This window comes from Pectobacterium carotovorum (assembly GCA_016415585.1).
GTDB classification, from domain to species: domain Bacteria; phylum Pseudomonadota; class Gammaproteobacteria; order Enterobacterales; family Enterobacteriaceae; genus Pectobacterium; species Pectobacterium carotovorum_K.
This window is the reverse complement of sequence record CP066552.1, coordinates 184675-202678: the sequence shown is the minus strand read 5'-3', so window position 1 is coordinate 202678 and position 18004 is coordinate 184675. Positions and strand designations below refer to the sequence as shown.

General features: G+C 47.0%; 18 protein-coding genes and 1 pseudogene. 12 read left to right on the top strand and 7 right to left on the bottom strand.

Annotated features, from left to right (window positions below; genetic code table 11):
* Positions 1-3: 3 nt before the first annotated feature.
* From JFY74_00910 to coaD, 7 genes and pseudogenes are all read left to right on the top strand, one after another.
* The gene (locus JFY74_00910) at positions 4-1491 is read left to right on the top strand and encodes a hypothetical protein (protein ID QQG28671.1); all 1488 of its coding nucleotides are present in this window, start codon (positions 4-6) and stop codon (positions 1489-1491) included.
* A 249-nt stretch (positions 1492-1740) separates the two neighbouring features.
* Positions 1741-2148, top strand: a complete 408-nt coding sequence (locus JFY74_00905) for a WxcM-like domain-containing protein (protein QQG28670.1) — start codon at positions 1741-1743, stop codon at positions 2146-2148.
* The gene (locus JFY74_00900; GenBank protein ID QQG28669.1) at positions 2138-2671 is read left to right on the top strand and encodes a GNAT family N-acetyltransferase; all 534 of its coding nucleotides are present in this window, start codon (positions 2138-2140) and stop codon (positions 2669-2671) included. Before JFY74_00905 ends, JFY74_00900 begins: the two co-directional genes overlap by 11 nt.
* Positions 2672-2688: 17 nt before the next feature.
* Positions 2689-3801 carry a DegT/DnrJ/EryC1/StrS family aminotransferase gene (locus tag JFY74_00895; GenBank protein QQG28668.1) on the top strand — a complete coding sequence of 371 codons (1113 nt, stop codon included), beginning with the start codon at positions 2689-2691 and terminating at the stop codon, positions 3799-3801.
* Positions 3802-4258: 457 nt separating this feature from the next.
* Positions 4259-5140, top strand: a pseudogene (locus JFY74_00890) (glycosyl transferase).
* A gap of 205 nt (positions 5141-5345) precedes the next feature.
* Positions 5346-6623 (top strand): lipid IV(A) 3-deoxy-D-manno-octulosonic acid transferase, encoded by a 1278-nt coding sequence (gene waaA / locus JFY74_00885; protein ID QQG28667.1) that lies wholly within the window; start codon positions 5346-5348, stop codon positions 6621-6623.
* 39 nt (positions 6624-6662) lie between these two features.
* On the top strand, positions 6663-7142 hold the full coding sequence (gene coaD / locus JFY74_00880) for a pantetheine-phosphate adenylyltransferase (protein QQG30418.1): 480 nt from the start codon (positions 6663-6665) through the stop codon (positions 7140-7142).
* An 8-nt stretch (positions 7143-7150) separates the two neighbouring features.
* On the opposite strand, the gene JFY74_00875 is transcribed toward coaD, so the two are convergent.
* From JFY74_00875 to radC, 5 genes are all read right to left on the bottom strand, one after another.
* A complete protein-coding gene (locus JFY74_00875; protein ID QQG28666.1) occupies positions 7151-8125 on the bottom strand; it encodes a glycosyltransferase family 9 protein in 975 nt (324 codons plus the stop codon).
* A 65-nt stretch (positions 8126-8190) separates the two neighbouring features.
* Complete coding sequence (gene mutM, locus JFY74_00870) at positions 8191-9000, bottom strand: bifunctional DNA-formamidopyrimidine glycosylase/DNA-(apurinic or apyrimidinic site) lyase (GenBank protein QQG28665.1); 810 nt, start codon at positions 8998-9000, stop codon at positions 8191-8193.
* 219 nt (positions 9001-9219) lie between these two features.
* Positions 9220-9387, bottom strand: a complete 168-nt coding sequence (gene rpmG / locus JFY74_00865) for a 50S ribosomal protein L33 (GenBank protein QQG28664.1) — start codon at positions 9385-9387, stop codon at positions 9220-9222.
* An 11-nt stretch (positions 9388-9398) separates the two neighbouring features.
* Positions 9399-9635 carry a 50S ribosomal protein L28 gene (gene rpmB, locus JFY74_00860; protein QQG28663.1) on the bottom strand — a complete coding sequence of 79 codons (237 nt, stop codon included), beginning with the start codon at positions 9633-9635 and terminating at the stop codon, positions 9399-9401.
* A gap of 237 nt (positions 9636-9872) precedes the next feature.
* Positions 9873-10538, bottom strand: coding sequence for a DNA repair protein RadC (gene radC, locus JFY74_00855; protein ID QQG28662.1), 666 nt, complete (start codon positions 10536-10538; stop codon positions 9873-9875).
* 186 nt (positions 10539-10724) lie between these two features.
* On the opposite strand from radC, the gene coaBC reads away from it, so the two are divergent.
* From coaBC to slmA, 3 genes are all read left to right on the top strand, one after another.
* Positions 10725-11969, top strand: coding sequence for a bifunctional phosphopantothenoylcysteine decarboxylase/phosphopantothenate--cysteine ligase CoaBC (coaBC, locus tag JFY74_00850; GenBank protein ID QQG30417.1), 1245 nt, complete (start codon positions 10725-10727; stop codon positions 11967-11969).
* Entirely contained in the window at positions 11947-12405 is a 459-nt protein-coding gene (gene dut, locus JFY74_00845) for a dUTP diphosphatase (protein QQG28661.1), read from the top strand. The genes coaBC and dut overlap by 23 nt, the downstream gene beginning before the upstream one ends.
* Positions 12406-12533: 128 nt before the next feature.
* Positions 12534-13130: a nucleoid occlusion factor SlmA gene (gene slmA, locus JFY74_00840; GenBank protein QQG28660.1), complete on the top strand. Its 597-nt coding sequence runs from the start codon at positions 12534-12536 to the stop codon at positions 13128-13130.
* 64 nt (positions 13131-13194) lie between these two features.
* Here slmA and pyrE read toward each other — a convergent pair whose 3' ends face one another.
* Together pyrE and rph are read right to left on the bottom strand one after the other, a co-directional pair.
* A complete protein-coding gene (gene pyrE / locus JFY74_00835) occupies positions 13195-13836 on the bottom strand; it encodes an orotate phosphoribosyltransferase (GenBank protein ID QQG28659.1) in 642 nt (213 codons plus the stop codon).
* Between the two features lie 293 nt (positions 13837-14129).
* The gene (gene rph, locus JFY74_00830; GenBank protein ID QQG28658.1) at positions 14130-14846 is read right to left on the bottom strand and encodes a ribonuclease PH; all 717 of its coding nucleotides are present in this window, start codon (positions 14844-14846) and stop codon (positions 14130-14132) included.
* A gap of 201 nt (positions 14847-15047) precedes the next feature.
* Here rph and ycjG point away from each other — a divergent pair, with 201 nt between their 5' ends.
* Together ycjG and JFY74_00820 are read left to right on the top strand one after the other, a co-directional pair.
* Positions 15048-16016 (top strand): L-Ala-D/L-Glu epimerase, encoded by a 969-nt coding sequence (gene ycjG / locus JFY74_00825; GenBank protein QQG28657.1) that lies wholly within the window; start codon positions 15048-15050, stop codon positions 16014-16016.
* 44 nt (positions 16017-16060) lie between these two features.
* Positions 16061-17932 carry an ABC transporter ATP-binding protein gene (locus tag JFY74_00820; GenBank protein ID QQG30416.1) on the top strand — a complete coding sequence of 624 codons (1872 nt, stop codon included), beginning with the start codon at positions 16061-16063 and terminating at the stop codon, positions 17930-17932.
* Positions 17933-18004: the final 72 nt, after the last annotated feature.

The following is an 18004-nucleotide window of genomic DNA, read 5'->3' as shown; positions in this document are numbered from 1 at the left end:
GCTATGTTAAAGAACAGCAAACGTCAGTTAAAAGAATTGATAGATACTGTTATAAATGGTAGATCCTTAAATGAATCTCTAATTGACGCGAAAATTCTCGGTGAAATTTTATCTAATAACAACATTGGAGTTTATAGCTTAACCGAGATTGAGAATTCACTATTCAACAGGTATATTAACGAAATAGATACAGTAGTAATGAAAGAAATTTCACCAGTAAGTACTCATGAAAATTTATTTGTTATTTCCCAACCTTATCTCAGTGGTGGTCACACGAGGTTAATGGAGCGTATTTCGTCATATCTAGATGACAAACCAGATTTGATTATTACAAGAAAATCTGGCTATGATGAAAAAATTAGAATGAAGCAATATTTCAAAAATGTAATTTCATATACAGAGGATGAATTTCCTGATGGTATTAATCGTATTTTTGAGGTTGCTAAATCGCTTAGTCAATATAAAAAATTAATACTAAATATTCACCCAGACGATATTCACACTGTTATCTCCTGTGCTTTAGCGAAAAAAATAAACGATAATTTAACAATTTATTTTGTAAACCATTCAGATCATACGTTCAGTTATGGGGTGAGTGTCGCAGATGTTTGGTTTGAAATTAGTTCGCTCGGCCAAAGAATAGACGATAAAAGAGAGTTACATGCTAAAAAATCATTCCTTGGCATACCACTAGACATGGGGAATGCATCAAAAAGCATACTCAATAAATCTAAAAGAATACAGGATGGTGATAGTTTTTTCACTTCAGGCACGTCTTATAAATTTAATAAAAATAAAGAAATCTCATTTAAAGAAATAATATCATTCGTAATGAAAAACTATCCTCAATCTACATTTTATGTAATAGGATGCGATATTGTTAATGATCCTTGGTGGATAGTAGAAAAAATAAAATATACAAAACGCTTGAAACTGATGGCAAGTATTCCACATGATATTTTTTTGCAGATAACAGAAAATGCATCCGTCTATATAGATAGCCACCCACTCCCCGGAGCTACGGCTTTTCCTGAACAATTTATTTATGGGAAAAAATGCATCGGTCTGACTAGCCCTCTGCAAGGGTACTCTCCTGTAGAACGCCTTAAGAAAAAAAACATAAAAGATATGTTTGAATACATGAGCACATCAGAAGAAATAGATGAAACATATCAAGTACTGAAAGAAATAAACGCTCAAGAGTCTATAAAAAATAGATTTATTGATGCCCTAACAAATAATATCTATGCTGAAAACCTTTGTAATAAGCATCTTTCATGGTCAGGCGATATCAGTTTCCTTGAGAAGGAAAAAATAATGGACTTTCCTATATCAATACGTAGTAAAAACAATATAGCACCAATTTGCTTTAAATATCTTACATTCAAAGAGAAAGCCAATAAGATTTCATATTTAATTTATAAAAAAACCGTAAAAAAAACCTTTGATAAATTAATAAAATCCTGTTTAGAATATAAACACTCTCGCTAAAGTGAATACCATTAAAGTAAATGTAAGCCAACTTCATATAGCTTTATATTAATATTTATAAAAATAAAAGAGTAGACAGACTGAACGAATCGCTTTCATCGAAAGTTAGTTTATGATGAAAAGGCTCGAGGACTATGAAGCGTGCTTCCCCTGCGCTATAGACTCATTGCCATAAAAAATCCTATTAAGATAAGTTTTAAGTATGCACAATATTTAAAACATGTTATTAAATAATATTGGAATAAGTTTATGCAAGTAAAAATAATACAGTTACAAACACACGGTGACGATCGTGGTGCATTAGTTGCACTAGAACAAGGTAAAAATATTCCATTTGAAATTAAACGTGTATATTATTTATTTAAAACTAAAGAGGGTGTCAGAAGAGGATTTCATGCCCATAAATCATTAAAACAAATAGCAATTGCCGTTCGTGGCTCTTGTCGTTTCTTACTTGATGATGGCACTGAAAAGGTAGAGTTATTATTAGATAACCCAGCTCAAGGACTTCTTATTGATTCATGTACTTGGCGAGAAATGTATGATTTTACCGATGACTGCGTATTAATGGTGCTAGCCGATCAGATTTATGATGAGTCCGATTATATCAGAGAATATAGCAAATTCAAGTCAGGAGTAACAACACATGGTGTCTGATATATCAAGCAAGACAATTTCCTTAAGGTTAGCTACAACTAGTGATGCTGAATTTATATTTCAACTCCGCGTTAATGATAAATTAAATAAATATATATCATTAGTTGATGGGGATATAGAAAGCCAAAAAAAATGGTTAACCAACTATAAAATAAAAGAAAATAACAATCTCGAATATTATTATATTATTATGAGAAATGATTCCAAACTGCCTATTGGGACAGTTAGGCTGTATGATTTTATAAATCATAAGGAGTCTTTTTGTTGGGGAAGCTGGATTTTGAACGAAAATAAAACACGATCTGCTGCAATAGAAAGTGCTTTATTGGTCTATGAAGTTGGATTTATGCATCTTGGTTTTAAAAAATGTCATTTTGATGTCAGAAAAAACAATATTCGCGTTATTGATTTTCATAAAAAAAGTGGTGCGCAGTTAGTAACTGAAAACGACATAGATTTATTTTTTGTTTATACACACGAAGCTTTTTTGAAATTAAAAGAAAAATATAAAAATTTTTTATGAATTTTTTGGAGACTAAAATGATTGATTTTTTAAATCTTAAAGAGGTTAATTCCCCGCATGAAACAGAGTTAACTGAAAATTTCTTGAGAGTATTAAAATCCGGGTGGTATATTGCAGGTCAAGAGCTTTATAATTTCGAAGAAAAATTCTCAGAATACTGTGAAACAAAGCATTGTATTGGAGTAGCGAATGGGTTAGATGCTCTTATATTAACAATCAGAGCATGGAAGGAATTAGGGTGGTTAAGAAAAGGCGATGAAATCATTGTTCAAGCAAATACTTACATTGCATCTGTACTTGCCATTACTGAGAATGATTTAGTCCCTGTATTAGTTGAACCCAGTCCTGTAACCTACAATCTCTTACCTGATACGATAAAAGCAGCAATTACGCCAAAGACCAAAGCTATTTTGCCTGTGCATCTTTATGGTCAAATCAGCCCTATGGATGAAATTATGGCCATTGCCAAAGAACACAATCTTCTTGTTCTTGAAGATTGTGCCCAAGCTCATGGTGCAGTGCTCAATGGTAAGAAGGCAGGATCATGGGGAGATGCAGCTGGCTTCAGTTTTTATCCAGGGAAGAATCTTGGTGCACTAGGTGATGCTGGTGCTATTACAACCAATAATGATGAATTGGCAGATGCGTTAAAAGCACTGAGAAACTACGGTTCACATAAAAAATATGAAAATCTTTATCAAGGTGTAAATAGCAGACTTGATGAACTTCAAGCCGCTTTTTTAACTATAAAATTAAAATACTTGGATGAGAACAATAGCAGAAGACAGCAAATAGCTAAAAAGTATTGTACTGACATTGTGAACAACTTAATTTCATTACCTCATTTACCAGATTTTTCCAGTGAACATGTATGGCACCTTTTTGTGATCCAATGTGATAACCGAGATAAATTACAAGAATTTCTTTCCGATAAAGCGATTCAGACATTAATTCATTACCCCACGCCTCCACATCTTCAACAAGCTTATCGTGAATTAGGTCTAAAAGAAGGGACTTTACCGATTACAGAGTCCATTCATAATAAAGTATTAAGTTTACCTATAGGGCCAACACTGTCTGATATAGAAGTAAAAACTATTATTACGGCAATAAATGAGTATCAGGGGTAAAATTACTCTCACAACTATCCATAGCAGGTCACTGACAAAAAAATGTGGCTTTGTCAGTGCCAAAATTTATTTCCCCCTATGATCCATCATTAAGCACTTATCCTGAAATGCAAACTAATATTAACACCATTTGATAAAAAATTGGGACAATAACAGAAAAGAAATTTATCAATCGATAAAAAACATGAATGATAGAAAAACCTAGCAGCCTTACCGATAATAATTTTCTAATGAAAATAAATCTGGCTATAGAAAGCCGTGTATAGTTTTCATCACTGTTTTTCAAGAGTTTTTACACCAATTATCATACTTAGTCAGGAAGAAATAAAATGAGAAACTATACCTTGATCTGAGTGTGATTTTTAATTTTATATGAAAATGTGATTTTTCATTTAACCATAAAAATAAACAATCTACTATTAGAAATACTCCCAGTTTCACCAAGGACGACACAGTGATGAAAGTACCTAAAAAAATTCATCAGATATACACTAAAGGCGTACATAATCTGCCTGAAGAAATTTTAGAATCCATCGAAAAATTAAAAGAGATCAACCCGGGTTGGGAATATTATTTCTACGATGAAACTCGCATAATTTAATATATAGATAAGCATTACGGAAAAGAGATGCTGAGTATCTATTCAAGCATAGACCCGAAATATGGTGCAGCCAGAGCTGATTTATTTCGCTATCTGTTGATTTACATCGAGGGTGGCGTTTATCTGGATATTAAAAGTTCATGTTCGATTCCCTTTGACGAAGCTATTAAAGAAAATTGTGAGATACTGCTATGCAGTTGGGATAATAAAGAATGCGGCTGTGATAGAAACATGGGTTTGCACAAAGCGTTAGGTTTCTTAACGTGTGGAGAATACCAACAATGGAACATAATCTCAGTACCAAAATCTCCTTACATTAAATCCGCTATAGACGAAGTTGTGCATAAATTAAAACGCTACAAACCTTGGATTTATGGTGTAGGGATGAAAGGTGTATTAAATACTACAGGCCCAATACCATTTTCTGTTGGTATTGAAAAAATCAATAAAACTGAATTTTTTCATCATGAAGAAAACCATCGTAATATAGGGTTAACATACCGCAATGTTGCCGAAGAGACGCTAAGAGAGCTTAACAGAAATCACTACAGTAAGCTCAAAGACTCCATTGTTATTCTGGAAGGAAAAGATAGGTTATATTATCGATTATGGTTGTTTTTTATTTACCCTTTACAACGATTAAAGAAAAATATTATTAATGAAAGCAAGGGTTTCATAAGAAAAATAAAACGCATCTTACGCAACAAATCAAAACAGATACAAGCGTCTCATAAGTAAGGTGCATGTGAGTATAGTTGGATTTTCTGGATTGTTCGGTTGTCTTTCTATCCCGTACCAAACTCAACGATTGCGGTCATGTGCGCATCTACCAGCGATTTTTAGGAAAATCGGCCGAGGAATAAACGACATCCGTTTTACAAATAGCCTTATCCTCACTAACCCGATAAAATCACCCCAGCGATAACTGATAACAGTAAACCTTATGCTACAAACTCTCTACACCATCATCCTGTACCTCATCCAACCGTTGATTTGGCTTCGCCTGTGGCTTCGTGGCCGTAAGGCTCCGGCCTATCGTCGACGCTGGGGTGAACGCTACGGTTTTTGTGCAGAGAAGGTCAAGCCAGACGGCATCATGCTGCATTCGGTGTCGGTGGGTGAAACGCTGGCCGCCATTCCCTTAGTGAGAGCACTGCGCCATCGTTATCCCAATCTGCCGATCACGGTAACAACCATGACGCCAACCGGCTCCGAGCGCGTGCGTTCGGCTTTTGGCGACACGGTCTATCACGTTTACCTGCCTTATGATTTACCCTCTGCCCTGAAGCGTTTTTTTGATCAGGTTCGCCCGAAAATCGTCATCATTATGGAAACTGAGCTGTGGCCAAATCTGATCGCAGAGCTGCATAAACGCGACATTCCGCTGGTCATTGCCAATGCACGACTGTCAGAACGCTCTGCGGCAGGTTACAAAAAAATTGGAAAGCTCATGCGCCATATCTTGCAGCGCATTACCCTCGTCGCCGCACAGAATCAGGAAGATGGGAATCGATTTATCGAGCTTGGTCTGAAGCGCTCCAGCCTGAAAGTCACTGGCAGCCTCAAATTTGATATCTCCGTGACGCCGGAACTGGCAGCACGAGCGATTACATTACGTCGACAATGGGCGCCACACCGTCCAGTATGGATAGCCACCAGTACGCACGAAGGTGAAGAAGCGATCGTTCTAGCCGCTCACCGACAGCTGCTTGCCACCTACCCTGACTTACTACTCATTCTTGTGCCTCGCCACCCAGAACGTTTCTCCACCACGCAGGCGCTGACAGAGAATCTGGGATTCACCTACACGCTGCGCAGCAGTGGCGAACAGCCTCCTGCAAACACGCAGGTCGTCATTGGGGACACTATGGGCGAGCTGATGCTGTTATACGGCATCGCCGATCTGGCTTTTGTCGGTGGAAGCTTAGTTGAACGAGGCGGACATAATCCGCTAGAAGCGGCAGCGCATGCTATTCCGGTATTGATGGGGCCACACACGTTCAATTTCAAAGACATCTGCAACAAACTCGATCAGGCCGACGGACTGATCACCGTGACCGATGCAGACTCACTTGGAAAAGAAGTCGGGAAACTGCTCGCTGACGAAGACTATCGTCTTTACTATGGTCGACACGCCGTGGAAGTGTTACACCAAAACCAGGGCGCACTACAGATGCTGCTTACGCTACTGGAACCTTATTTGCCCCAGCGGACACAGTAAAGCAGTAGCTACCCAGACAGTGAATGAAGGGCTGACGTGATGACAACCAAAGCGATTTATCCTGGAACGTTCGATCCATTAACCAATGGTCATTTGGATCTGCTGACACGTGCATCACGCCTGTTCGACCATGTGGTGCTGGCCATCGCTGCCAGCCCGAGTAAGCGTACGCTTTTCACTCTGGATGAACGCGTGGGGCTGGCAAAAGGTGCGACACAGCATTTATCGAACGTCGAAGTAGTCGGTTTCAGCGATCTTATGGTGCACTTCGCACAACAGCAAAAAGCCAATATTCTTGTGCGTGGTTTGCGAGCCGTTGCCGATTTTGAATATGAACTCCAACTCGCAAAGATGAACCACCACTTGATGCCTACGCTCGAAAGCGTTTTTCTGATGCCATCAGAAGAGTGGTCGTTTATTTCATCTTCTTTGGTTAAGGAAGTGGCTCGCCACGGCGGTGACGTATCGCATTTCTTGCCCGATGCCATCGTTAGTGCCTTAATGGAAAAGCTCCGCTGATAATCCGTTTACGGGATAAGAGAAATGACGGCCTCTTTGACATCAGCCACACTAATGCTGTCGATGCATTTGCCTGAATGCAGCAAGACGTGATTGACACCAATCGGATACCAACGCAAATATTTCTCTGGTCTTGCTTCGAATAGACCGACAACCGGTATCTGCAATGCCGCACCAAGGTGAACGGGTGCACTATCAGCCGAAACAACCAGATCTAATCGGCTCATCGCTGCGATAAGATCAGGCACTGTTTCAGTATCGATACACTGAACCGTAATGCCATTAAGCGCATCTTGTTCCGGCCTCTCGCCAGGATTAGAGAAAATAATAATATTGAAATCATTGCCAAGTAACTTAGCGAGCGAATACCAATTTCCCCACGGCCAACGGCGCTCATGTGCTTTATTTGATATAAAAAATCCGATATTCGCTTTACCGTTATTTTCTAACGTTTCTGACCATTTATTTTTTAATCCCAGAGAAGGATAAACATAAAGACGTAAATCATCTGTGCTCGTCACACCAAGCTCTGGCACTAAGTCATACCCCGCTAATACTTCATGTTTTATTGGCCGATTAGCAACATGTTCGATCTTGCGATCGTCAAACTCTGTCTCGGCCGTGTGCCAACGTTTATCAGGAATATTCATCCATCTGGCGAACTGAATTGCATTCTTATTCATCCCACCATTAGGAATAATCAGCAAATCAAAATCCAAACGTTTTAAATGCATAATCAAAAGAAACTTATCGATTAATGAACTGATTAAACCACTACGATTATTTCTCTCTCGGCTTTTGCTGTAAACGTAACGATGCACTTCTTTTACGTCTGGATTATCTTCAAGCGCGTATGAATTATACTTATTCGCCAATACATGAATGTCGGCAGTTGGCCATTTTCTTTTCAAAGAGTGAATCAACGCTGTGGTACATACCATGTCACCCAGAAAATCTATTCTTATCAACAAAATGCGCCGCATGCTTTTTTCCCTTAAAAAGAATTTTCGTCATTGTTATTTGTTTGAGATTTTATCTGTAACGCCGATTACTTCTGGCAGCGGCGACAGAAAAACGTGCTGCGCTGCCCATGCTTCGCGATTTCTATCGGCGTTCCGCATGTCCGACAAGGTTCACCGTTGCGGCCATAGACGCGTAACTCCTGCGCGAAATAACCGGGTTTGCCATCTGATTGCAAGAAGTCACGCAGCGTCGTGCCACCCTGCTCAATCGAAAGCTGTAGCACCTGTTTAATCACGCTCACCAATATGGCTGCATCGTTTTCATTTAACGATCCAGCCGTTCTATCAGGATGGATACCCGCAGCAAACAGCGATTCGCTCGCGTAGATATTGCCTACGCCGACGACGACTTTGTTATCCATAATCCACTGTTTAATGGCCGTTTTTTTACCGCGCGAAGCCTGATAAAGATAATCTGCAGAGAATTCCGCCTCTAACGGTTCTGGCCCGAGATGCGCCAATACCGAGCAGGTTTCCAGATTATCCGTCCACAGCCAGGCACCAAAACGCCGAGGGTCGGTGTAACGTAGCACCTTACCGCTGTCCATCACCAAATCAACATGGTCGTGCTTCTCCGGCTCGCTATATTCCGGCAACACCCGCAGGCTGCCAGACATGCCAAGATGCACAATAAGCCAGCCACGCGCGAGTTCAATTAGCAGATATTTTGCCCGCCGACGCACGCTGATGACTGGCTCATCGCTCAGAGAAAGAATCTCCGCCGATACCGGCCAGCGCAGGCGTGAGTTTCTCACTTCAGCATAAAGAATGGTGTGGCCGATAAGATACGGTGAAATCCCACGACGGCTGGTTTCAACCTCAGGTAATTCAGGCATGTGCGTCTCCTGATAAAGGTGGTTACATTAGCATAAACAGCAGGATACCATCAGTGACAGCCCGCAAGACAGGGGATGCAGCGGGAAACAAGGCAACGGCTAGCCTATTCTATTTTACCCGCAGTATTTAACACAAAGCAGTTAAAAAAAATCGACATCTGGCTGGCATATGGCGAAAAAAAACCCGACCAAGGCCGGGTTTTTATCAAGAAGCAGAAATTACTTAATTTTAGCTTCTTTGTAGAGTACGTGCTGACGGACAACGGGATCGAATTTCTTCAGTTCCAATTTTTCCGGCTTAGTACGCTTGTTCTTCGTAGTGGTATAGAAGTGACCAGTACCAGCAGAAGAAACCAGCTTGATCTTCTCGCGAACACCTTTAGCCATGATTCAGTTCCTTAATACTTTTCACCACGGGCACGTAGATCGGCCAAAACCGTCTCAATACCCTTCTTGTCGATAACACGCATACCTTTCGCAGATACACGCAGCGTTACAAAGCGTTTTTCACCTTCAACCCAAAAACGGTGTGAGTGCAGGTTCGGCAGAAAACGGCGTTTGGTCGCATTCATTGCGTGGGAACGGTTATTACCGGCCACCGGACGCTTGCCAGTAACTTGGCAGACTCGGGACATGTCTATTCTCCAAAAATCAAATCAGCTCGAGCTTCGTATAGGGTTTGGCCGCCTCGTCAGGCTTTAGAGCCCATCTCAGCAACTTCACTGAAAAGACTCTGTCATCAGGATAAACCTGCTGAGATAGGCTCTTAACGCCACACCCAAGATTCTCAAAGGTGGCGTAGTATACGCTCTGAAGCGTAAGTGCTCAAGTCCCGAACAGCTAAAGATCCCATTGGATTGCGGAAATATCTGTCAAATCCAGCCGCGCTCGGCAAAAGAAACGTATTCGCCATGCCCAATGACTAAATGATCGAGCACGCGGATCTCCAATAACAGGCACGCTTTGACAATCTGTTCGGTTATCGCGCGGTCAGCCTGACTCGGCTCCGCTTTTCCCGACGGGTGATTATGCGCCAGAATCAGCGCGGCAGCATTCGCTTTTAGCGCTTCACGCACAATCTCACGCGGGTGGACTTCCACGCTGTTAATCGTACCAACAAACATCTCTTGATGGCGAATAACGTGATGCTGATTGTCTAAAAATAGGACTAAAAAAACCTCGCGTTCGCGTCGAGACAAGAGAAATTGCAAATATTGCCCCGTCGCTTCTGGGTTTAGCATGACATCTTCTTTCGCCAGACGAGAGAAAAACAGCCGCCGCGACAGCTCTGAGATCGCCTTGATCTGCGTATATTTTGATATCCCCACGCCTTTGGCATTCTGAAACGCTGACTGATCGGCCATCATCAGTTGATAGAGTGACCCGAAGTGCGCCAACAAGCCCTCTGCCAACTGCATCACATGCACGCCGGGTAACCCTGTGCGTAAAAAAATCGCCAACAGTTCGGCATCCGTCAGCGATTCCGCCCCTAAGCGCACCAGTTTTTCACGCGGTGCCAATCCCTTTTCCCAGCCCATCACCTTCTCCCTATACCGCTCGACGGCATCATGTCACGCCAGAAAAAACAGGACGATATCTGCGATAAAAAGCTGCGAAGCGCTTCGCAATCTTCTTCGGGAAACCGCAGCAGCAACCTTAAGATTCCTATCTGGCCGCAAGATTATGGTAAAATGGCGCATCTTCTGACTTTCAATCGGACCATGATGATGACGGAATTTTCCAGCCTGAATGCCCTCTCCGGCAAACGAATCGTGCTGGGTATCAGCGGCGGCATCGCCGCGTATAAGTGCCCAGAACTGGTGCGACGCCTGCGCGATAGCGGAGCCGATGTAAGAGTTGTCATGACCCCTGCCGCTAAAGCCTTCATCACTCCGCTGACGCTGCAAGCCGTCTCCGGCTACCCGGTATCAGACGACCTGCTCGACCCCGCGGCGGAAGCCTCAATGGGCCACATCGAGTTAGGAAAATGGGCTGATTTAGTCATTCTCGCCCCAGCGACTGCCGATCTGATCGCACGAGTCGCTGCTGGCATGGCGAATGACCTGCTGACCACGATCTGTCTGGCGACATCCGCCCCTATCACCGTTGTCCCTGCGATGAATCAGCAGATGTATCGCGCAGAGCCCACGCAGGACAACCTGCGCACGCTGGCCGCGCGCGGTTTACCGATCTGGGGGCCGGATAGCGGCAGCCAGGCATGTGGCGACGTTGGGCCGGGTCGCATGATCGACCCAATGGAGATTGTCGGGCTGGCGCAGCGTCATTTTTCTGCCATCAACGATCTGCAACATCTGAACATTCTGGTCACCGCTGGGCCGACGAGGGAAGCGCTGGATCCCGTTCGCTTTGTCACCAACCACAGCTCTGGGAAAATGGGCTTTGCTATCGCACAGGCCGCTGCCGCCCGTGGTGCGAATGTCACACTGGTAAGCGGCCCGGTTTCGCTCGCCACACCGCAGGGCGTCACACGCATTGACGTCGGCAGCGCATTGGAGATGGAGCACACGGTGATGGAGCATGCGGCTCAGCAGCATATTGTGATCGGTTGTGCTGCGGTTGCAGATTATCGTGCTAAACACATCGCCGATGAGAAGATTAAAAAACAGAACCAACAGGGCGATGAAATGACTCTCACTCTGGTCAAAAATCCAGATATTATCGCCGGTGTCGCAGCCATGACGAAAAATCGTCCTTATGTTGTCGGGTTTGCTGCCGAAACCCAGAATGTGGAAGAATACGCCCGACAAAAACTGGCGCGTAAAAAGCTGGATCTGATTTGCGCGAACAACGTCTCTCTTTCCGGGCATGGTTTTAACAGTGAAACCAATGCGTTACACCTTTTTTGGCAAGGTGGTGACACGCCGTTGCCGCAATGCGACAAGCGTCTGCTTGGCCAAAAATTAATCGACGAGATTATCAGCCGTTATGATGAAAAAAATCGACGTTAAGATTGTTGACCCGCGCGTTGGGAAGCAATTTCCGTTACCGACCTATGCCACGCCAGGTTCTGCTGGGCTCGATCTGCGTGCCTGTCTGGATCAGGCAATTGAACTCAAAGCAGGGGAAACGACCCTGATTCCAACTGGGCTGGCGATTCACATTGCCGATACTGGGCTGGCGGCGGTTATCCTGCCCCGTTCGGGGTTGGGCCATAAACACGGTGTGGTGCTGGGGAATCTGGTGGGGCTAATTGATTCGGACTATCAGGGGCAACTGATGGTTTCCGTCTGGAACCGTGGTCAGCAGACGTTTACGGTTGAACCGGGCGAGCGCATCGCACAGATGGTTTTTGTGCCCGTTGTTCAGGCCGAATTCAATCTGGTCGAAGATTTTGTCGGCAGCGAACGTGGAGAAGGCGGCTTCGGCCACTCTGGCCGTAGCTAACGCGATCCAGCCACCCATAGTGTAAAAAATTCCTATAAGCCACAGCGCCTATCTATCCAAAAAGAAATGGCTACTGTGGCGCTAACGGGTGCTTGTCAGTCAAATATTTAGCAAGGGTCTTTTCAGACATGGCAGAAAAAGAAAATACGAAAAGGAATCGCCGCGAGGAAATTTTGCAGGCGCTGGCACAGATGCTGGAATCCAGCGACGGTAGCCAACGCATCACCACGGCAAAACTGGCTGCGAACGTCGGCGTGTCCGAAGCGGCGCTCTACCGGCATTTCCCCAGTAAAACGCGGATGTTTGATAGCCTGATTGAATTTATTGAGGATAGCCTGACCACCCGCATTAACCTGATTCTGCAAGACGAAAAAGAAACGTTTAATCGTCTTCGTCTGATTTTGCTGCTTATTTTAGGGTTTGCGGAACGGAACCCGGGCCTGACTCGCATCATGACCGGCCACGCGCTGATGTTTGAACAGGATCGCTTGCAGGGGCGTATTAACCAGCTGTTTGAGCGTATTGAATCGCAGCTGCGTCAGGTGTTACGCGAGCACAAGCTACGCGATGGCAAAGGTTTCCAGCATGATGAAACGCTGCTGGCTAGCCATCTGTTAGCGTTTTGCGAAGGGATGCTGTCGCGCTTCATTCGCTCTGAATTCCGCTATCGTCCGACGCAGGAATTCGACACCCGCTGGCCGCTGTTGGCGGCACAGTTGAACTAAACACCGCTCTTAGAGATTAAAACCCGCCAGATATTCTCTTCCGGCGGGTTCCTGACTCACTACGTTAAATCCCGTACTGCTCACGATAGGCTTTCACCGCATCCAGATGCGCTGCCATCTCTGGTTTTTCCGCCAGATAAGCAATTAAATCCGTCAGCGTAATAATCGAAATCACCGTGCACTGATAGTCGCGTTCCACTTCCTGAATCGCGGACAGCTCGGCACGGCCGCGTTCCTGACGATCCAGCGCAATCATCACTCCAGCCAGTGTCGCCCCGTGCGCACCGATGATCTCCATCGATTCGCGAATCGCCGTACCCGCCGTAATCACGTCATCCACCAGCATCACTCGGCCCTGTAACGGGCTACCGACCAGACTGCCGCCCTCACCGTGGTCTTTCGCTTCTTTACGGTTGAAACAGTACGGCAGGTCACGATCGTGGTGTTCTGCCAGCGCCACCGCAGTGGTAGTGGCTATCGGAATGCCTTTGTAAGCCGGTCCGAACAGCAAATCAAACGCTACGCCGGAATCAACCAAGGCTTCCGCATAAAAACGCCCCAGTAAGGCCAGATCGCGCCCGGTATTAAACAGCCCGGCGTTGAAGAAATAGGGACTGATACGCCCGGATTTCAGAGTGAACTCGCCGAACTTCAATACCTGCTTGCTGAGTGCAAACTCAATAAACTGGCGCTGGTAGGCTTTCATACTGCATCTCCTCGTCTTACAGATATCCTCGTCATACTTCGAGTTGCATGTGCGTTGGCTGCGTTTAGTCACCCGAATCACTTACTTGAGTAAGCTCATCGGGATTCCTTCTCTTGCCGCCTTCCTGAAACTCGAATTATTTAGAGTATAATTAAGTTATTAATTAGAAATAAAATTGGTCAGACATAAAAAATTTCCGGGAGAAATTTTCAACGTCGCTTGCGACGGCCCGTAAGGGTGGCGGCCAGGGATGGCACGCCATAAAAAAAGCGACCCATTGGTCGCTTTAAAAATCAATCGATTAAGGCGGCTTTCTGCGCCTGAACGATGGTATCAATTCCCCCTCGGGCTAGCGCCAGCAGGGTGAGCAATTCTTCGTGGCTGAACGGTTCGCCTTCGGCCGTCCCTTGCACTTCAATCATGCGGCCGTCTTCGGTCATGACCACATTCATGTCGGTTTCCGCAGCGGAATCTTCCACGTATTCCAGATCGCACAGCGCTTCGCCGTTCACGATACCGACGGAAACGGCGGCGATCATGCCTTTCATCGGGTTCTTTTTCAGCTTACCCTTGGCAACCATCTGGTTCAGCGCATCGGCCAGCGCCACGCAGGCACCAGTGATGGACGCCGTACGCGTGCCGCCATCCGCCTGCAAGACATCGCAGTCGAGCGTAATGGTGTATTCGCCGAGCACTTTCAGGTCGATTGCCGCACGCAGGGAACGTGCAATCAGGCGCTGAATCTCCAGCGTCCGCCCGCCCTGCTTACCTTTGGCGGCTTCACGCGAGTTACGGCTGTGCGTCGCACGCGGCAGCATGCCGTATTCGGCGGTGACCCATCCTTGTCCCTGGCCTTTCAGAAAGCGCGGAACACCCTCTTCTACCGTGGCATTGCATAACACTTTGGTATCGCCAAATTCGACTAAAACGGAACCTTCAGCGTGTTTCGTGTAATGACGGGTGAATGTAAGGGGGCGTACTTGCTGTGCACTTCGGCCTGTTGGGCGCATGGCTCATCTCCGGTGGGTCAATGAAAACTGGCACGTATTATACACGAAATCCTTCGCGTTGCGGGAAAGCGCAACCAGAAAGCCATACCTTGAACTTAGGGTATAACCTGAGGTTATACCCTACTGATGAACAAGTATTCGTCAGTGATGATGCATCATGAAATAGTCCGTTCATCCCCTGAGCGTTGATGAGAAAAAATCATGATGCGGCATATGCAAATTGAAACGGTCAATCTGCCCCTAGCCCGTCCTATGGCGGTTGATAACGGGACGCGTCGCGCGGTTACCGTTATCCGCGTCGCGTTGGAAGAAAAAGGATTTATTGGACAAGGCGAATGTACGCCAGTCGCCCATTATGGCGAGTCCGCCGACAGCGTATGTCGCCAGCTCTCTGCGGTCCGTGAGGCAATAGAACACGGCCTGACCATCGAACAGCTCCAGAAAGATTTATCGCCGGGTGCGGCCAGAAATGCGCTGGACTGCGCCCTGTGGCGGCTCAACACCGCATTGGAAAAACAGACGCTGTGGCAGCGTATCGGCATTCATCCCCCCACGTCCGTGGTCTGTGCGCAAACGTTGGCGCTCGACAGCGTGGAGAAAATGGCCGCCGCCGCATCCAATGCCGTTTCCCACGGCGCCCTGTTGCTGAAAATCAAACTGGATCGCGAGCTGATTCTGGAGAAGGTCGCCGCCATTCGTGCCGCCGCGCCTAACGCCAGATTGATTATCGACGCGAGAGCAAGCTGGAGCGGACTCGATTTACATAGCCTGTCCACGGCCCTGCTGCCTTATCAGGTCGCCATGATTGAGCAACCGCTTCCTGTCGGTAAAGACGAGGATTTACAGCGGTTCTCTCACCCGATTCCGATCTGCGCGGACGAAAGCTGCCGCCACAGCGGAGACATCGTCGGGCTGCGCCGTCGTTACGACATGATCAACATCAAGCTGGACAAGTGTGGCGGGCTGACCGAAGCACTGGCGATGGTGCGCGAAGCCCACTTTCACGGCCTGCGCATTATGGTCGGCTGCACGCTGGGCTCGTCAATGGCAATGGAAGCCGCCCTGCCCGTCGCCGCAGATGCCGAGCACGTCGATCTCGATGGCCCTATTTGGCTAGCCGCCGACAGTTCGCCTTATCTGACCTATAACCTCGGCCGAATCTGGCTATGACGCTATCAATCGAAGCAACCATGAAACCATCCACCGGAGTGACCATGACGGATATCATGCACGCGGGTGCCGCCACAGCACCCGGTAACGCCCCCAGACCTGTACTGGAAATCGACGATCTGAGCGTCAGCTTTAGCGGCCGTTCCGGTACGCATCAGGCGCTAAAAGGCATTTCCTTTACAGTGAATAAAGGGGAAGTGGTCGCCGTGGTCGGCGAAAGTGGTTCAGGCAAGTCCGTGACGTCACTCGCCGTGATGGGGCTGCTGGCGGATTCTGCCAACATCGAACGCGGCGCGCTCCGTTTCACCGCACGCGACGGCAAACAGCATGACCTGCTGAGCATGAAAGCAGAAGCGCGTCGTAAGCTGCGTGGTCGCGATCTCGCGATGATTTTTCAGGAACCGATGACCTCGCTTAATCCGGTGCTGAAAGTCGGCGATCAGCTCACCGAAGCCCTGCTTGACCACAAAATCTGCGATGCCGCCAGCGCGGACAAAAAAGCCCGTGAGCTGCTGCACAAGGTGCGTATCGCAGATGTCGATCGCGTGATGAAAAGCTATCCGCACTCACTGTCTGGCGGGATGCGTCAGCGCGTAATGATTGCACAGGCGCTGGCCTGCGATCCGCAGCTGTTGATTGCCGATGAACCGACCACCGCGCTGGACGTCACCGTGCAGGCACGCATTCTGCAAATCCTGCGCGACCTGCAACGGCAGAGTGACATGGCGGTGCTGTTTATCACGCACGACATGGGCGTGGTAGCGGAAATCGCCGATCGCGTGGTCGTGATGTATCGCGGCGAGATCGTGGAGCAAGGCACCGTCGAACAGATTTTTTCCGCACCACAACACCCTTATACCCAGTCGCTGCTGGCCGCCGTACCGAAGCTGGGCGACATGCGCGATAGCCTCTGGCCGAAGCGTTTTCCTTTACTGGGACAGGCTGCCGATCCGGAAAATAGTGAACAGGTCACCGCCCGCTATGACGCTGAGCCGCTGTTGGATATTCGCGGACTGAGCGTGTATTACCCCATGCGCAGTGGGATTTTATCCACTATCACCCACCACGTTCACGCGGTAGAACAGATCGATTTCAATGTCTGGCCGGGCGAAACGCTGGCTATCGTGGGGGAAAGTGGCTGTGGCAAATCCACCACCGGACGTGCCTTGCTGCGTCTGGTACAGAGCCAAGCCGAAAGCATTCATTTTCAGGGTAACGAAATTTCCCAGATGAAAGAGCGGGATTTCCAGCCGCTGCGTCAGGAAATGCAGATGGTGTTTCAAGACCCGTACGCCTCGCTCAATCCGCGCCTGACGGTCGGCTTCACCATTGCGGAACCGCTGCTGCTGCACGGGCTGGTGAAATCGCTGGAAGAAGCCACACCACAGGTGCAGGCGCTGTTAAAAAGCGTCGGCCTACTGCCTGAGCACGCGCGTCGTTATCCGCACGAGTTTTCCGGCGGACAGCGTCAGCGTATCGCGATTGCCCGCGCGATGGCGCTACAGCCGCAGGTCATCATTGCTGACGAAGCCGTTTCGGCGCTCGATGTGTCGATTCAGGCGCAGGTCGTCAACCTGATGATGGATCTCCAGAAGAAAACCGGCGTGTCGTGGATTTTCATCTCGCACGATATGGCCGTAGTCGAGCGCATCGCCAACCGCGTCGCGGTGATGTACCTCGGCCAGATTGTGGAGATCGGCCCGCGCCAGTCGGTGTTTAACGACCCGCAGCACCCGTATACCCGCCGCCTGTTGGCCTCGGTTCCGATTGCCGATCCAACCCGTCGCGGCGCACGCCAGTTTGACGACAGCGAAATCCCCTCACCCTTGCGTAAAGCAGGCGAGGCCGTCGCCAAAACGCGCTACCGAGAGGTCGCGCCGCAGCACTGGGTCGCCGACAACGAATCGGCTGCCTGAAACACGACGTCATGACAAGAAAATAGCCATAAAACACAATTTATTTATAAAAAACAACGTTTTTATAAAACA

Excerpts from the sequence above, each read along its gene's own strand:
- radC (QQG28662.1), bottom strand. The coding sequence starts at position 10,538 with ATGGGCTGGGAAAAGGGATTGGCACCGCGTGAAAAACTGGTGCGCTTA.
- JFY74_00820 (QQG30416.1), top strand. The coding sequence starts at position 16,061 with ATGACGGATATCATGCACGCGGGTGCCGCCACAGCACCCGGTAACGCC.
- JFY74_00895 (QQG28668.1), top strand. The coding sequence starts at position 2,689 with ATGATTGATTTTTTAAATCTTAAAGAGGTTAATTCCCCGCATGAAACA.
- coaD (QQG30418.1), top strand. The coding sequence starts at position 6,663 with ATGACAACCAAAGCGATTTATCCTGGAACGTTCGATCCATTAACCAAT.
- rpmG (QQG28664.1), bottom strand. The coding sequence starts at position 9,387 with ATGGCTAAAGGTGTTCGCGAGAAGATCAAGCTGGTTTCTTCTGCTGGT.
- rph (QQG28658.1), bottom strand. The coding sequence starts at position 14,846 with ATGCGCCCAACAGGCCGAAGTGCACAGCAAGTACGCCCCCTTACATTC.
- coaBC (QQG30417.1), top strand. The coding sequence starts at position 10,725 with ATGATGACGGAATTTTCCAGCCTGAATGCCCTCTCCGGCAAACGAATC.
- dut (QQG28661.1), top strand. The coding sequence starts at position 11,947 with ATGATGAAAAAAATCGACGTTAAGATTGTTGACCCGCGCGTTGGGAAG.
- JFY74_00875 (QQG28666.1), bottom strand. The coding sequence starts at position 8,125 with ATGCGGCGCATTTTGTTGATAAGAATAGATTTTCTGGGTGACATGGTA.
- mutM (QQG28665.1), bottom strand. The coding sequence starts at position 9,000 with ATGCCTGAATTACCTGAGGTTGAAACCAGCCGTCGTGGGATTTCACCG.
- slmA (QQG28660.1), top strand. The coding sequence starts at position 12,534 with ATGGCAGAAAAAGAAAATACGAAAAGGAATCGCCGCGAGGAAATTTTG.
- JFY74_00905 (QQG28670.1), top strand. The coding sequence starts at position 1,741 with ATGCAAGTAAAAATAATACAGTTACAAACACACGGTGACGATCGTGGT.
- waaA (QQG28667.1), top strand. The coding sequence starts at position 5,346 with ATGCTACAAACTCTCTACACCATCATCCTGTACCTCATCCAACCGTTG.
- JFY74_00900 (QQG28669.1), top strand. The coding sequence starts at position 2,138 with ATGGTGTCTGATATATCAAGCAAGACAATTTCCTTAAGGTTAGCTACA.
- pyrE (QQG28659.1), bottom strand. The coding sequence starts at position 13,836 with ATGAAAGCCTACCAGCGCCAGTTTATTGAGTTTGCACTCAGCAAGCAG.
- rpmB (QQG28663.1), bottom strand. The coding sequence starts at position 9,635 with ATGTCCCGAGTCTGCCAAGTTACTGGCAAGCGTCCGGTGGCCGGTAAT.
- JFY74_00910 (QQG28671.1), top strand. The coding sequence starts at position 4 with ATGTTAAAGAACAGCAAACGTCAGTTAAAAGAATTGATAGATACTGTT.
- ycjG (QQG28657.1), top strand. The coding sequence starts at position 15,048 with ATGATGCGGCATATGCAAATTGAAACGGTCAATCTGCCCCTAGCCCGT.